We start from the raw sequence: 14,916 nt of genomic DNA, 5'->3' as shown, positions 1-14,916 counted from the left end.
AGAATCCGACAAATGATGACAGAGTGGCTCCATGGTTGAGCGGGCAGCGGGGGCCCCGTCGCTTCCCGGCGACTGGCCGGCGGGCCCGGAGGTGATCCTCGCCCTCACCCGTATCGGCAGCTTCGACTGGGACCTGGCCAGCGGGCTCTGTCATCTGGACCGGACGGCCCTCGACGTGCTCGGGCTGCGGCCGGGCGACTACGACGGCCGCCGGGCCAGCCTGACCTCCCGGATGCCCCCGGGCGAGGCCGCCCGGCTGGACGCGAAGGTGGCCAGCGCGCTCAAGGACGGCAGCGAGCACTACGGCGTGTACTTCCGCTTCCGCCACCCCGACGGCGGTCTCCGCTGGACGCACACCCAGGGCCATGTCCACCGGGACGGCACCGGCCGCCCCCTGCGGATCGTCGGCACCGTCCGCGACGCCACCGCGGAACTGGCCGACTCCGCCGCCCGGATGGAGGCCGAACCGGCCCGCAGACGGCAGACCGGGGTGGTCGAGTCCACCACCGCGGCCCTGGCCCACGCCCGGACGGTGAAGGACGTGATCGACGTCCTTCAGGACGTCCACGGCCTGGAGCACTTCGGGGCGGCCAGCCTGGTGATGGGCCTGCTGGAGTCGGGCGGCAGGATCCATCTGGTGGCGGAGGGCCCCCAGGCGGCGTTCATCCCCGGCACCCGCTACACCCATGTCGACGACCAGTACCCCATGAGCGAGGTGATGCGGACCCTCGCCCCGTGCTTCATCGAGTCCCGCGAGGAGTTCGAGCGCTCCTTCCCCGTCCTCTGGCCCCATCTGGCGGGGCTCGGCATCACCTCCGCCGCCTATCTGCCGCTGATCGCCCAGGCCCGCCCGATCGGCGCGCTCGGACTGCTCTACAGCGACCGCACCGGATTCAGCTCCGAGGAGCGCGATGTGCTCGTGGCGCTCGGCAGCAGCATCGCCCAGAGCGTCCAGCGGGCGATCCTCTACGACCAGGAGCACGATCTCGCCGAGGGGCTCCAGCAGGCGATGCTGCCGCGCCGGATCCCCGAGGTGCCCGGCGCGCAGATCGCGGTCCGCTACCGCTCGGCGCGGATGGGCCGGGACATCGGCGGCGACTGGTACGACATCATCCCGCTGCCCGGCGGCCGGGTGGGCGCCGTCATCGGCGACGTACAGGGCCACGACACCGACGCGGCCGCCGTGATGGGACAGCTGCGGATCGTGCTGCGGGCCTACGCGGCCGAGGGCCACACCCCGGCCACCGTGATGGCCCGCGCCTCCGTCTTCCTCCACGAGCTGGACACCGACCGGTTCGCGACCTGTCTCTACGCCGAGGCGGACCTCTCCACCGGGGTGATGCAGCTGGTGCGCGCCGGTCATGTCGACCCGCTGCTCCGCGACACCGACGGGAGCTGCCGCAGAATCCCGGTGGAGGGCGGGCTGCCGCTCGGGCTCTCGGCGGAGTTCGGCCGGCTGGAGTACCCGGTGTCCACCGTGGAGCTGGACCCGGGCCAGACCCTGCTGCTCTACACCGACGGCCTGGTCGAGCAGCCCGGCTTCGACCTCGACGACGGGATGCAGCTGCTGACCGCGATGGTGCGCGGCGGACCGCGCGATCTCCAGCGGCTGGCGGACCTGCTCTGCGAGGCGGTCGACGAGCGGAGCGGCGACGACGACGTGGCGATGCTGCTGCTGCGCCGACGGGGCGTGTTCACCCCGCAGACGGGCGGCCGGCTCCAGCAGCATGTCGCCCAGAACGACCCCGAGGCACTGGTCTCGGCCCGCCACATGGTCCGTTCGGCGGTACGCGCCTGGGGGGCCGGGGAGCGGACCGACGAGATCGAACTCGCCGCCGACGAGCTGATCACCAACGCGCTGCTGCACACCGACGGCGGGGCGATCGTGACGGCCCGGGTGCTCTCGGGGGTGGGGCGGCGGCTGCGGATCGAGGTGGAGGACCGCTCCAGCGCGCTGCCCAGACGGCGGGACGCGGGGGAGTCCGGGGTCTCCGGGCGCGGTCTGCTGCTGGTGGACCGGCTGGCCGACACCTGGGGTGTGGAGTCGCGCGGCACCGGAAAATGTGTGTGGTGTGAATTCCTGGTCGGAGCCCGATCGGGCCAGGGACGGTCTGGCCAGGGACGGTCTGGCCAGGGACGGTCTGGTCAGGGACGGTCTGGTCAGGGACGGGCGGAGGAGTGAATGAATATCAGCTGGATATTTTATCTGGATTGAACGTGAATTGATCATACTTGGCCGCAATCGACCGAAGGCGATTGACTGCGGTTCTCCGGCCCGATAGGACATTCCTCCTGACGGCATCGACGGACACCGTTCCCTCCGGACGCGACGTCCGAGGACATGAGGACACCGTGAACAGCGAGCTTCTCGCCCCCCTGGACCTGGCCTTCTGGCATCTGGAGTCCGACGGGCACCCCATGCACCTCGGCGCGCTCGCCTTCTTCGCCCCGGCCGACCGCTGCCGCGGCGGCCACCACGACGATGTACTGGAACTCCTGACCACCCGCACCGCCGCGATCCGCCGGCTGCGCATGCGGGTACGGGACGTCCTGCTCCCGGTCGGCGGCGCGGCCTGGCGGGCCGACAAGGAATTCGACGTACGACGCCATGTCCACCGGCTGCGGCTGCCGGGCGGCGACTTCGCCGCCGAGGCCGCCGCCGTCGCCGGGGAACTCATGGAACGGCCGCTCCCACGAGGCCTGCCGCCCTGGGAGATGCATCTGCTCACGGGCCGCCCCGGCGGGGAGTTCGCCGTGCTCGTCAAACTCCATCACGCCCTCGCCGACGGAATGCGCGCCGTCGACATCGGCGCGGGCGTCTTCGACGAGATCGCCGCCCCGCGCGCCGCCCGCCTCCGCCGGACGCGGACCGCGCCCGAAGGTCCCGGGGCCCCCGACCCCAGACGGCTCATCGGCTTCGCCCGCGACCGGATCGACGACCTGGGGCGGGCCGTCGGCGTCGGCGCGTCGATCGTCCGGGCCAGCCGCCTCGACCCGCGCGGGCTGCCCGCCCTCACGGCCGGGCCCAGCGGCACCCGCAGACTGGGCACCGCCCGGCTCGAACTGGAGGAGGTGCGGCGGGTGCGCCACCTGGCCGGGGGCACGGTCAACGACGTACTGCTCACCGTCGTGGCCGGTGCGCTCCGCCGCTGGGCGGCGGAGCGCGGCGAGCCGCTGCCCGCCCCCGGGCCGCGCGCCCTGGTCCCGGTCTCCCGCCGCCGCCCCGGCTCCCCGCCCGGCTCGGCCAACCGGCTCTCGGCGTATCTGCTGGAGCTGCCGGTCACCGAGCCCGACCCGCGCGCACGGCTGGACGCCGTCCGGACCGCCATGGACCGCAACAGGGCGGCCGGCCCGCTGCGCGGCGCGGGGGCCCTCGCCGTACTGGCCGACCAGCTCCCGCCGCTGGCGCACCGCTTCGGCGCCCCGCTCGCGGGCGGCGCGGCCCGGCTCCTCTTCGACGTCCTCGTGACCAGTGTCCCGCTGCCGCGCTCGGCGCTCTCCCTGGGCGGCTGTCCGCTGAGCGCGATCTACCCGATGGCCCCGCTGGCGCGCGGGCAGTCCCTGGCGGTGGCGCTGACGATCTACGGGCGGCGGGTGCATGTGGGGCTGGTTGCGGACGGCAAGGCCGTGCCGGACCTGGACCGGCTGGCCCAGGGCCTCGGCGACGAGGTCGCCGAACTGCTCCGCCTGACCCGGTGAACCTGCGCCCCCGCCGCCGCCACGGCACCCTGGACGCATGCCCGAACTGCCCGAAGTGGAATCCCTCAGAGAGTTTCTCGACAGCCATCTCGTGGGACAGGGGATCGCCCGGGTCCTGCCGCTGGCGATCAGTGTGCTCAAGACCTACGACCCGCCGCTGAGCGCCGTCGAGGGCACCCGGGTCACCGCCGTCGCCCGGCACGGCAAATGGCTGGACATCACCGCCGGGGAACCGCCGGACGCCCTCCATCTGGTCGTCCATCTCGCCCGCGCGGGCTGGCTCCGCTGGCAGGACGAACTCCCCGCCGCGCCGCCCCGGCCCGGCAGGGGCCCGCTCGCCCTGCGTACCGTCCTCGCCTCCGGCGGCGGCTTCGACCTCACCGAGGCCGGTACCGCCAAGCGCCTCGCCGTCCATCTCGTCCGCGACCCCGCCGAAGTCCCGGGCGTCGCCCGCCTCGGCCCCGATCCGCTGGCCGCCGGATTCGACCGGGACGCCTTCGCCGCGCTCCTCGCGGGGGAGCGGCGGCAGATCAAGGGCGCGCTGCGCGACCAGAGTCTGATCGCGGGCATCGGCAACGCCTACAGCGACGAGATCCTGCACGCCGCGAGGATGTCCCCGTTCAAACCCGTGCGGAATCTCACCGAGGACGAGATCACCGCCTTGTACGAGGCTCTGCGCGGCACCCTGGAAGAGGCCGTCGCCCGCTCCCGGGGAGTGGCCGCCGGGCGGCTCAAGGCGGAGAAGAAGAGCGGGCTGCGCGTCCACGGCCGCACCGGCGAACCGTGCCCGGTCTGCGGCGACACCATCCGTGAGGTCTCCTTCAGCGATTCCTCGCTCCAGTACTGCCCCACCTGCCAGACCGGCGGCCGGCCGCTCGCCGACCGCCGGCTCTCCCGCCTCCTCAAATAGCCCGACCGCCCGGCCGGGCGGGTGCCTTCAGCCCGCGAGCACGTCGCCGAAGTACGAAAGACCGGCGGCCCCGCCGACCTGGGCGGCGCCGAACGAGGTGGAACCGGTGGCGGTGACACCGCTCTTGTCGGACTTGAAGAGCCAGACCGAACCCGCTCCGTCGTTCTCGGCGAACGCGCCGACGACCAGCTCCGCGCGGCCGTTCCTGTCGCTGTCCATGAGCCTGACGGCGGTGCCGAACTGGTCGTGGGCCTCGGAGGCGCCGGGGACCTTGTCGGTGTTCTGCGTGAAGCTCTTGGCGCCGGTGCCGGTCAGCCCGCCGCGAGAGCCGCGCAGCACGGTGACCGTGCCCGTCGCCCGAAGGCTCCCGGTGGCCTCGCCGATGGCGCCGATCGCGACATCCGCGTACCCGTCGCCGTCGGTGTCACCGGCGGACAGGCTCCAGCCGAAGCGGTCGCCCTTCGCGGCGGTGCCGGGGACCTTGGCGGTGTCCTGGGTGATACGGACCGGGGTACGGGTGGACAGCCCGGCGGCGCTGCCGTAGGTCACCGTGATCGCGCCCCCGGGGCCGCCGTTCGGTTCGTCGGCGGACTTCTCCATGAAGTTGCCGGTGATGATGTCGCCGAAGCCGTCCTTGTCGACATCGGCCATGGCCGCCTCGTAGCCCCCGGCGACCCTGCCCGCCTTCTTGAGGCCGGTCTTGCCCCCCTTGTACAGGAAACCGCTTGTCGGGTAGTTGTCGCCGCTCGACCGCTGGCCCATCACCAGGAGGTCGGCCGCGCCGTCGCCGTTGACGTTCCCCGCGAAGATCTGGTCCGCGCTGACGCCGGTCTCGTTGTCGGTGTCGATATTGGTCCGGCCCGCCGCCTTCCCGGACCGGGAGACCGGGCCCTTGAAGATGTTCAGCGTGGGCATGGAGTTGTTGACGGCGGCGAGGTCGGTCCGTCCGTCCCCGTCGAAGTCACCGGCGGCGACGCTCCAGCCGAGCGCGTTCCGGTACTCGGGCAGCGGCGAGGCGAGGTCGACGCCCGACTTCAGCCCCTTCGGGCCGCCCCAGACGACGGTGAGGACGCCGGAGGAGTCCGTGCTCCCGATCCGCTCGGAGTGCACACCGACCACGAGATCGGTGTAGCCGTCACCGTCCAGGTCGCCGGTGGTGAGACGGTCGCCGAAGTGGTCGCCGTTCTCGGGCGTCCCCGGAATGCCCTCGGTGGCCTGGCTGATGATGGCGCGCTTGGACTTGTCGAGGCCGTTCTTGGTGCCGTAGACGACGGCCACGTACCCCGCGTTCGCCTTCCCGCCGGCCTTCCCGAGCGGCGCGGCGATCGCGAGGTCGCGGTATCCGTCGCCGTTGAAGTCGCCCGGCGTCCCGGCCGGCGCGGCGACGGCCCCGCCTCCCGAGGCGAGGATCAGTCCGCCGACGAGAGCGGCGGACACGGCGGTCGCGATGGTGGTGCGGAGGTGCTGTCGCATAGGTGTCTTCATTCTTCCTGCGCTGTGGTGGCGGACGCCTCGGCGGCCGCCGGAGAAGCCCTTGTCCGGATGTGACCGCCGAGAGCCCCCGGAGGTTGTACGGAATCCAAAAGGGCGGGACCGTGAAGAGACGACCTAGACTCCGCACCATGCTGCGCGTACTGGCCGTGGACGACGAGAGACCGGCACTTGAGGAACTGCTCTATCTGCTGCGGTCGGACCCCCGGATCAGCCGTGCCGAAGGGGCCACCGACGCCACCGAGGCCCTGCGCCGCATCAGCCACGCCCTCGACGCGGGGCCCGACGGCGACGAGGGGATCGACGTCGTCTTCCTCGACATCCACATGGCCGGGCTCACCGGGCTCGACGTCGCCCGGCTGCTCGCCCGCTTCAGCGAACCGCCGCTGATCGTCTTCGTCACCGCCCACGAGGGCTTCGCCGTCCGGGCCTTCGACCTCAAGGCCGTCGACTATGTGCTCAAGCCGGTCCGCAGGGAGCGGCTCGCCGAAGCGGTGCGGCGGGCCGGGGATCTCGTCGGAGCGGCGCGCGAGCCCCGCCCGCCGCGTGCCGAGCCGCAGGTCACCGCACCGGTGCACAGCGCCGCCGAGCAGATACCCGTCGAACTGGGCGGGGTGACCCGCTTCATCCCGATCGACGCCGTCACCTATGTCGAGGCCCAGGGCGACTACGCCCGGCTGCACACCGAGAACGGCAGCCATCTGGTCCGGATCCCGCTCTCCACCCTGGAGGAGCGCTGGGCCTCGCGCGGCTTCGTCCGCATCCACCGCAGCCATCTCGTCGCCCTCGCCCGGATCGACGAACTCCGCCTGGACGCGGGCACGACCACCGTACGGGTGGGCACGGCGGAACTGGCCGTCAGCCGCCGGCACTCCCGGCAGCTGAGGGAGCTGCTGATGCGCCACCCCCGGAGCTGACCGGCCGCCGGCCGCCGGACGCCGCCCGCCGGTCGCCGGTCGCCGTTCGTCGCGGAGCGGCGACCGCTCACCGCGCCCCGGCCGCCGTTCACCACCCCGTACACCCGCCCGGCGACCGGCGTCCCCCGTCGGCCGAGCCGCCCGGCCCATTCGCCGTGCGCCGACTCGCCGGAGGCATAGCCTTGATCAGGGAGTGAGGGGTCCGATGACCGACATCGAAGCGCTGCTGGAGGAACTCCGGAACCTGCCGGCGACCAGGGTGTCCGGAGCCCATGACGTCGAAGCCCTGCTGACCCGCGTCAGAAGTGCCGCCGGGCGCTGGGCCGATGTGCTCTACGAGATCCATGAATCCGCCCAGGGGCTCGTCGGCCCCCGCGCCGAGGCCGCGCTCGCGGTCGCCTTCCGGCGGGCCGAGGAGTCCTATGTCGAGCTGGAGATCGCGCTGAGCGCCTGCTCCCCGCCGCCCCGGCACTGAACCGGGTCTTCCGCCCCCGGCGAATCCCCTGCGTAGACTCCCCCATGCCCCGGGAGCCCCCCCGGGAAGAACCGCCGAGAGACGCTGGAGCGGACGGACGATGTCTGCGGAACAACGCCCCCGCCGCGAGGTGGTCACCGGTGTGCCCCGCGCCGCCGGACGGGCCCCGGGCCACGCCCACGCCAGGTCCGAGATCACCGAACACACCACCCTCGGCACCACCTACGTCCGCTCCCTGATGCGCAGTCAGCTCCGCACGGCGCTCTGCGCCCTCGCCTCGCTCGCCCTCCTCGTCGGCACACTCCCCCTCTTCTTCGCCCTCCCGGCGGCCTTCGACGACGGCTCCCCGGCGTCCGGCGCGGTGCTCTGGGCGGCCCTCGGCGTCGCCGTCCACCCCCTGATGTGGCTCACCGCCCGCTGGTACGTCCGCCGGGCCGAGCGCAACGAGCGCGACTTCCTCGGGCTCGTCGAAGGGCGCTGACCCATGCACCGCACCCACCGGCCCGAAGGCGGCGACCGCCGGTGAACCAGGCGTACGCGGTGACCGCCGTCGCCGCCGTGGTCCTCGCCACCCTCCTCATCGGCGGGCTCGGCCTGCGAATATCCCGTACCACCTCCGACTTCTACGTCGCCTCCCGCACCGTCAACCCCGGCCTCAACGCCGCCGCCATCAGCGGCGAGTACCTCTCCGCCGCCTCCTTCCTCGGCATCGCGGGACTGGTCCTGCTCCAGGGCCCGGACATGCTCTGGTACCCCGTCGGCTACACCGCCGGCTATCTTGTCCTGCTGGTCCTGGTCGCCGCCCCGCTGCGCCGCTCCGGGGCCTACACCCTCTCCGACTTCGCCGAGGCCCGGCTCGAATCCGCCGCCGCCCGCCGGATCGCCAGCCTCTTCGTCGTCGGGATCGGCTGGCTGTATCTGCTGCCGCAGCTCCAGGGCGCGGGACTGACCCTGGAGATCCTCACCGGCGCGCCCGGCTGGGCGGGCGGCGTGATCGTCGCCCTGGTCGTGGCCGGGGCGGTCGCGGCGGGCGGCATGCGCAGCATCACCTTCGTCCAGGCCTTCCAGTACTGGCTCAAACTCACCGCGCTCCTGGTCCCCGCCCTCTTCCTGATCGCCGCCTGGACCGGCGACGACGCGCCGCGCGCCCGCTTCGACGCCCCCGCCGTTCTGCGCGAGCACACCGAGGTGCGGATCGACGACACCGTACGCATCGAACTCGACCGCCCCCTCACCCTCACCGTCTCCGGCTCGGTCGACGGCCAGGAGCACCACGGGCGCGCCCTCACCCTCGCCGAGGGCGGCCACCGCGTCGGAGCGGGAACCGTGCTCGGCCTGCCCGCCGGCGCGCGGGTGCCCACCCGTGTCACCTCGGAGGCCGACCCGGCGAGCTGGTCCCAGCCGCTGTCGGCCGGGGACGGCCACGGCCTGTACGCCACCTACGGACTGATCCTCGCGACCTTCCTCGGCACGATGGGACTGCCGCACGTCGCCGTCCGCTTCTACACCAGCCCCGACGGCCGCGCCGCCCGGCGCACCATCCTCGCGGTCCTCGGCATGGTCGGCGTCTTCTATCTGCTGCCGCCCGTCTACGGCGCGCTGGGCCGGATATACGCCCCCGAGCTGGCCCTCACCGGAGACGCGGACGCCGCCGTGCTCGTCCTGCCCGAACGGATCATCGGCGGGACGGCGGGCGAACTCCTCGGCGCGCTGCTGGCGGCTGGCGCGTTCGCCGCGTTCCTGTCCACCGCCTCCGGGCTGACCATGTCGGTCGCCGGAGTCATCTCGCAGGACGTGCTGCCCTCGCGCGGGGTACGCCACTTCCGGCTGGCGACCCTGCTCGCGATGGCGGTGCCGCTCGCCGTCAGCGTCGTCGCCACCCATGTGCCGGTCGCCGACGCGGTCGGGCTCGCGTTCGCCGTCTCCGCCTCCTCCTTCTGCCCGCTGCTGGTGCTCGGCATCTGGTGGCGGCGGCTCACCCCGCCGGGAGCCGTGGCGGGCCTCATCGTCGGCGGCGGATCCGCGCTCACCGCCGTGATGGCGACCCGGGCCGGAATCGCCCCCGAGGGCTGGGCCCACACCCTGATGGCCTGGCCCGCCGTCTGGTCGGTGCCGCTGGGCTTTCTCACCATGATCGCCGTCTCGCTGGCCACCGCGCGCAGACTGCCGCCCGGCGTGGACGCGACCCTCGCCAGACTCCACCTCCCGGAAGATCTCACCGGCCGTCACCGGCCAGAAGGACCGGAAAGACCAGAAGGAGCGGGACGATGACAGGCACGGCGATCGCGGCGCTGACCGCCGCCGGACTGGTCCTGCTCGTCGCCGGAGTCCTCCTCGGCAGAGTGCTGGAGCGGCGCGCCGCCGGACCCGACCTCGACCTCGGCACCCCCGTCGAACGCGCCACCTTCCACACCCTGCACACCGCCTCCCTCGCCGCGCCCCCGCTGCGCGCCGGGCTCACCGAGGACACCGCGCGCAAGGCCGTCCGCCGGCTGCGCCCCCTGCTCGGCACCGAGGCGCTGTGCCTCGCTGACCGCCGGTCCGTGCTGGCCTGGGACGGACCGGGCCGGGACCACCACGAACAGCTGGTCATGGCGAGGGTGGCGCAGATGCTCGACTCCGGCCGCAGCCAGAGCGTGCAGAGCGAGTGCGAGGATCCGCAGTGCCCGCTGCGGTGGGCCGTCATCGCGCCGCTGACCGGCGAGGAGGGGGTACTCGGCGCGCTCGTCGCCCATGGCTCACGCGAGTCGGCGGTGCTGGTCAGGGCGGCCACCGAGGTGGCCCGCTGGGTCTCCGTACAGCTGGAGCTGGCCGAACTCGACCGTTCCAGGACCCGGCTGATCGAGGCCGAGATCAGGGCCCTGCGCGCCCAGATCTCCCCGCACTTCATCTTCAACTCGCTCGCCGCGATCGCCTCGTTCGTCCGCACCGACCCGGAGCGGGCGCGGGAGCTGCTGCTGGAGTTCGCCGACTTCACCCGCTACTCGTTCCGCAGACACGGCGAGTTCACCACGCTCGCCGACGAACTGCGCTCGATCGAGCAGTATCTGGCGCTCGCCGGGGCCCGCTTCGGCGACCGGCTGAAGCTCACCCTCCAGATCGCTCCGGAGGTGCTGCCGGTGGCCCTGCCGTTCCTCTGTCTGCAACCGCTCGTGGAGAACGCCGTCAAACACGGGCTGGAGGACTCCCCGGGCGTCTGCCGCATCACCATCGCGGCCCAGGACGCCGGGGCGGAGGCCATGGTGACCATCGAGGACTCCGGGGTGGGCATGGACCCGGCCGTGCTCCGCCGGATTCTCGCGGGGGAGCGGACCGGTTCCTCGGGCATCGGCCTGTCCAATGTGGACGAGCGGCTGCGCCAGGTGTACGGGGACGATCACGGGCTGGTGATCGAGACGGGCGTCGGGGCGGGGATGAAGATCACGGTGAGGGTGCCCAAGTACCGCGCAGGGGTGCACTCCTCGCCCGGCTGCCGGGGACCGGGCGGAGCGGACTGAGAGCGGGCCGGTCCCGGCGGTCTCCTTCGGCGTCCGAAGAGTCAGAAGAGATGGATGGCGAGATGGCTCAGCGGCAGTCCCAGCTGCCAGGCCGGTGTCCAGATCTGCTCGTACTCGTCCACATGGGCGTCGAGCGGCACCGCCGGGTGCCAGGGCTCCTCGTCGCCGAGGTCGGTGGCGAGCAGCTCGGTGGCGCGCAGCCACCGCCACGACTCCCGGGCGAACGCGAGATCGGGGTCGTACCCGCCGTCGAGGTCCCGCTCGGACTCCTCCCGGGCGGCCATGCGCTCCCGTACCCAGTCCGACCAGGGATGGCCGTAGGAGGTGAGGGTCAGCCACTCCTCGATCCTGGACATCGCGCGGACACCGGCGAGTTCGTCGGAGGTGTCGCAGAGGTAGATGGTCAGGGCCAGCGTCTCCCGGCCCGCCCGGTATTCGAGCGATCCCCCCTCCACGAGCGCTCCGGTGCGGAGCATCTCGTCCGCCACGTATTCGGCGCAGAACCACGCCATGGGGATCGCCGGCGCGCCACCGCCGGTGCCGTCCGTACCCTCGGGGTGCACCCGTCCCACCTTCTTCCGTGCGCGTGCTCGTACGGGCCTCGTCGTCTCGCGCCCAGAGACGAGCCTCCTCCGACTGGCATGGTTCGCGGCGGGTCTTTACCCAACTTCGGCGTGTCGATTCGCCCGGGACCGCGCCGTTTCCGTGGCCCGAGGGGGAGGGGGGTACGGGCGGGATGTCCGGGGCGCCGGTGACGGAGCCGCCGGGCGGGTGCGGGGCCGCTCGCGCTCATGCCCGTCCGTGCCGGGGGGAGCGGTGCGGGCGCGCGTAGCCGGGCAGCGACCGGGAGAGGGCGCGCAGGGCGTAGTGCGAGCGCGACTTGACCGTGCCGGGCGGTATGCCGAGCGCCTCGGCGGCCTCGCTGACGCTCAGCCCGTGGAAGTAGACGCTGATCAGCACCGCCCGGTGCTCGGGGCTCAGGGAGTCGACCGCCGCGCGGACGTCGAGCGCTGCGACGGCCTTCTCGGCGGGGTCGGCGGGGTCCGGGGTGGCGGCCAGCGCTCCGTCGCCGATCTCGGCGGGGCGGGCCAGCCGGGAGCGGCGCGCGTCGATCGCCAGCCGCCGGCCGACGGTGAAGAGCCAGGGCCGCATGGACTCGTACGGGCGGCGGAACGCCTCGGGGTGCTGCCAGGCGCGGACGAGCGTCTCCTGAAGCAGATCCTCGGCGCGCTGCTGGTCGCCGTAGGTCAGCCCCTGGAGGAAGCTGAGCAGCGCGGGGCCGTGCTCGCGCTGGACCTCCGCCATGGTCTGCTCGTCGGTGGTCCGCTCGGCTGTGGTCGCTGAAGCGGGCGCGGGCGCTGTCGCGGTCGCCATGGCCAAACATCCTTTCGCGCGGAGTCGCTGTTACCTGGCTCACTGGTCTGGGGCGTATCCGAACGCATCGGGGCGCTCGGGGACAGACGGGCTCGCCGGGCCGTCGGCGAGCGGTCGCGGTGGAGCGGCGAATGGTGCGCCGAACGGTTGGCCGGATCGGGACGGCCGGGGAACGGGCCGTCGAGCGGCAGTGAAATGGATGGTTGAGGTCCGTTTCAGTGACCGTGGCGGCTGTGTCGCTTGACTCCGTACCCTCGGCGCTGTGCATTCACATGGTCATATTTAATGTGAATTGCACCGATTGGGAGTCCCCATGGCACGGCAGCCGATCCGGCAGCTACGACGAAGCCGTTCACCGCGCGCCCGCCGGAGGGCCGCCGCCCTCACCGCCGCCGCGCTCCTCGCGGCCACCGCCTGCGCGGGCCCCGGACGGCAGGCCGACTCCTCCGCGCGCCGCTCCTCCCCGCCCGCCGCCGCCGAACCCGCGCCCGCTCGCGAATTCACCCTCGTCGCCAGCGGAGACGTGCTCCCGCACGACTCGATCATCGACCAGGCCCGGACGGACGCGGGCGGCGACGGCTACGACTTCGCCCCCATGCTCGCGGCGGTACGCCCGGTCGTCTCCGCCGCCGACGTGGCGATCTGCCACATGGAGACCGTGTACGGCGCGGACGGCGACTACAGCGGCTACCCCGCCTTCACCTCCCCGCCCGAGGTCGCGGCGGGCCTCGCCGCCACCGGCTACGACGCCTGCTCCACCGCCTCCAACCACTCCCTGGACGACGGGGCCGAGGGCATCCGCCGCACCCTGGACGCCCTGGACGCGGCGGGCGTCGCCCACCACGGCTCCGCCCGCACCGCCGCCGAGGCGAACACCCCGGCATGGCTGAGGGCGGGCGACGCGAAGGTGGCCCAGCTCGCGTACACCTACGGCACCAACGACTATCCACTGCCCGACGGCCGCCCCTGGGCGGTCAGCCCGCTCGACGAGGAGAAGATCCTCGCGGACGCCCGCGCCGCCCGAAGGGCCGGGGCGGACGTGGTCGTCACCAGCCTCCACTGGGGCACCGAGTGGCAGACCGACCCCGACGAGCGGCAGCTGTCCCTGGCCCGCTCGCTCACCGCCGCCACGACGGCGGGCCGCCCCGACATCGACCTGATCGTCGGCACCCACGCCCATGTCCCGCAGGCGTACGAGAAGGTGAACGGCACCTGGGTGATCTACGGCATGGGCGACCAGGTCGCCGGGCCGATGTTCGACTACACGGGCGGCTACGACGCCCGTGGCAACCAGGGCTCCATCGGCCGCTTCACTTTCGCGCCGCCCGCCCGGCCCGGCGGGCGCTGGACGGTCCGGAAGGCCGAATTCATCCCCCAGTGGTTCGACACCTCCACCGGACGGCTCGTCAATCTGCCGGACGCGCTGGAGCGCGAGGGGGAGCGGGACGACTACCGGGAGACCCAGGAGTCCATCGCCGCCGCCGTCCTCGGCCGGGGCGCGGCCGCCGACGGACTCACCATGGCGACCCGCTGACCGACCGCCCGCCCCACCCGGTCCGCCGCACAGCAGTGGGCCCTTCGCACGACTGCTCCCATCGGGTGCTTTCGTCCACCGGCGCGTGTTGATCATCATTCTGGCGCGAACACCGTGCGAGCTGTTGGTCATGACGAAGGATCAGAGACCGCCGGACCGCCGATCGGTGCTCCGCTTCACCGCGTTCCTCGGCGCAGCCGCCACGGCGGGCCTGCTGCTCCCCGAAGGGCCCACCCCGGGGGCTGCCACCCGCCCCGGCGCCGCCTCCGGGGGAGCGGCCGGGGCCGCCGGGCCCCCGATGGCCGCCGGACAGGCCGTACGGGCCTCCGCCTACCGGCTGGAGCCCATGACCGCCCAGCTGCCGGGGCGGCGCAGGGCCCTGCCCCCGGTGCGCCGCCGCCCCTTCCACCGACTGCCCGAGTCCACCGGCCGCACCATGGTCCTGACCTTCGACGACGGGCCCGACCCCCGCTACACCCCCGCCATCCTCCGCACGCTCCGCCGGTACGACGTCCGCGCCATGTTCTTCCTCTGCGGCGAGATGGCCACCGTCCACCGCGACCTGGTGCGCGAGATCGCCGACGACGGCCATGTGATCGGCAACCACTCCTGGTCCCATCCGCTGATCCCCGGCCTCGCGCCGTCCGGCATCCGCGCCGAACTGGGCCGTACCAGCGAGGTCATCGAAGAGGTGACCGGCCTCCCCCCGCTCTGGTACCGCGCCCCCTTCGGCGCGTGGAACCGGCACTCCTTCGAGATCGGGGCCGAACTGGGCATGGAACCGCTCGCCTGGACCCTCGACACCCTCGACTGGACCGAACCCGGCACCGGCACCATCGTCAGCCGGGTACTCGACGGCGCGGCCCCCGGAGTCGTGGTGCTCTCCCACGACGCGGGCGGCGACCGCTCCCAGAGCGTCGCCGCCATCCGCAACTACCTCCCAGAACTGCTGGAGGAGGGCTACCGGATCACCGTGCCGCGCCGCTGAACCGCCGCTGAACCGCCGCGCGCGGGCCGGT

Annotated in this window: 13 protein-coding genes; 10 read left to right on the top strand and 3 right to left on the bottom strand. The window is 73.1% G+C overall.

Annotated elements, in window-relative coordinates; genetic code table 11:
* The first annotated feature begins 31 nt into the window (after positions 1 to 31).
* From IE247_RS17085 to IE247_RS17075, 3 genes are all read left to right on the top strand, one after another.
* Positions 32 to 2,182, top strand: coding sequence for a SpoIIE family protein phosphatase (locus tag IE247_RS17085; RefSeq protein WP_190123991.1), 2,151 nt, complete (start codon positions 32 to 34; stop codon positions 2,180 to 2,182).
* A 170-nt stretch (positions 2,183 to 2,352) separates the two neighbouring features.
* Positions 2,353 to 3,699: a wax ester/triacylglycerol synthase family O-acyltransferase gene (locus IE247_RS17080; protein WP_190123990.1), complete on the top strand. Its 1,347-nt coding sequence runs from the start codon at positions 2,353 to 2,355 to the stop codon at positions 3,697 to 3,699.
* A gap of 37 nt (positions 3,700 to 3,736) precedes the next feature.
* Positions 3,737 to 4,609: an Fpg/Nei family DNA glycosylase gene (locus IE247_RS17075; protein ID WP_190123989.1), complete on the top strand. Its 873-nt coding sequence runs from the start codon at positions 3,737 to 3,739 to the stop codon at positions 4,607 to 4,609.
* Positions 4,610 to 4,636: 27 nt separating this feature from the next.
* On the opposite strand, the gene IE247_RS17070 is transcribed toward IE247_RS17075, so the two are convergent.
* The gene (locus IE247_RS17070) at positions 4,637 to 6,082 is read right to left on the bottom strand and encodes an FG-GAP-like repeat-containing protein (protein WP_190123988.1); all 1,446 of its coding nucleotides are present in this window, start codon (positions 6,080 to 6,082) and stop codon (positions 4,637 to 4,639) included.
* A gap of 149 nt (positions 6,083 to 6,231) precedes the next feature.
* Between IE247_RS17070 and IE247_RS17065 the strand changes: the two genes are divergently transcribed.
* The 5 genes from IE247_RS17065 to IE247_RS17045 all read left to right on the top strand — a co-directional run bounded on the left by IE247_RS17065 (position 6,232) and on the right by IE247_RS17045 (position 10,989).
* Entirely contained in the window at positions 6,232 to 7,017 is a 786-nt protein-coding gene (locus IE247_RS17065) for a LytR/AlgR family response regulator transcription factor (RefSeq protein WP_190123987.1), read from the top strand.
* Between the two features lie 205 nt (positions 7,018 to 7,222).
* Positions 7,223 to 7,492 carry a hypothetical protein gene (locus IE247_RS17060; protein ID WP_190123986.1) on the top strand — a complete coding sequence of 90 codons (270 nt, stop codon included), beginning with the start codon at positions 7,223 to 7,225 and terminating at the stop codon, positions 7,490 to 7,492.
* Between the two features lie 100 nt (positions 7,493 to 7,592).
* Positions 7,593 to 7,973: a DUF485 domain-containing protein gene (locus IE247_RS17055; RefSeq protein WP_190123985.1), complete on the top strand. Its 381-nt coding sequence runs from the start codon at positions 7,593 to 7,595 to the stop codon at positions 7,971 to 7,973.
* A 41-nt stretch (positions 7,974 to 8,014) separates the two neighbouring features.
* On the top strand, positions 8,015 to 9,763 hold the full coding sequence (locus tag IE247_RS17050) for a sodium/solute symporter (RefSeq protein WP_190123984.1): 1,749 nt from the start codon (positions 8,015 to 8,017) through the stop codon (positions 9,761 to 9,763).
* Positions 9,760 to 10,989 carry a histidine kinase gene (locus IE247_RS17045; RefSeq protein WP_190123983.1) on the top strand — a complete coding sequence of 410 codons (1,230 nt, stop codon included), beginning with the start codon at positions 9,760 to 9,762 and terminating at the stop codon, positions 10,987 to 10,989. The genes IE247_RS17050 and IE247_RS17045 overlap by 4 nt, the downstream gene beginning before the upstream one ends.
* A 41-nt stretch (positions 10,990 to 11,030) precedes the next feature.
* Here the strand turns inward: IE247_RS17045 and IE247_RS17040 are convergent, their stop codons facing one another.
* Positions 11,031 to 11,552, bottom strand: coding sequence for a hypothetical protein (locus IE247_RS17040; RefSeq protein WP_229869167.1), 522 nt, complete (start codon positions 11,550 to 11,552; stop codon positions 11,031 to 11,033).
* 226 nt (positions 11,553 to 11,778) lie between these two features.
* Positions 11,779 to 12,363 (bottom strand): sigma-70 family RNA polymerase sigma factor, encoded by a 585-nt coding sequence (locus IE247_RS17035; protein ID WP_190123982.1) that lies wholly within the window; start codon positions 12,361 to 12,363, stop codon positions 11,779 to 11,781.
* Between the two features lie 313 nt (positions 12,364 to 12,676).
* Here IE247_RS17035 and IE247_RS17030 point away from each other — a divergent pair, with 313 nt between their 5' ends.
* Positions 12,677 to 13,897: a CapA family protein gene (locus IE247_RS17030; protein WP_190123981.1), complete on the top strand. Its 1,221-nt coding sequence runs from the start codon at positions 12,677 to 12,679 to the stop codon at positions 13,895 to 13,897.
* 130 nt (positions 13,898 to 14,027) lie between these two features.
* A complete protein-coding gene (locus tag IE247_RS17025; protein ID WP_190123980.1) occupies positions 14,028 to 14,885 on the top strand; it encodes a polysaccharide deacetylase family protein in 858 nt (285 codons plus the stop codon).
* Positions 14,886 to 14,916 lie beyond the last annotated feature (31 nt).

Source organism: Streptomyces inusitatus (assembly GCF_014651115.1).
Lineage (GTDB): Bacteria > Actinomycetota > Actinomycetes > Streptomycetales > Streptomycetaceae > Streptomyces > Streptomyces amakusaensis.
The sequence above is the reverse complement of the archived record's forward strand: the minus strand, read 5'-3'. Positions and strand labels throughout refer to the sequence as shown.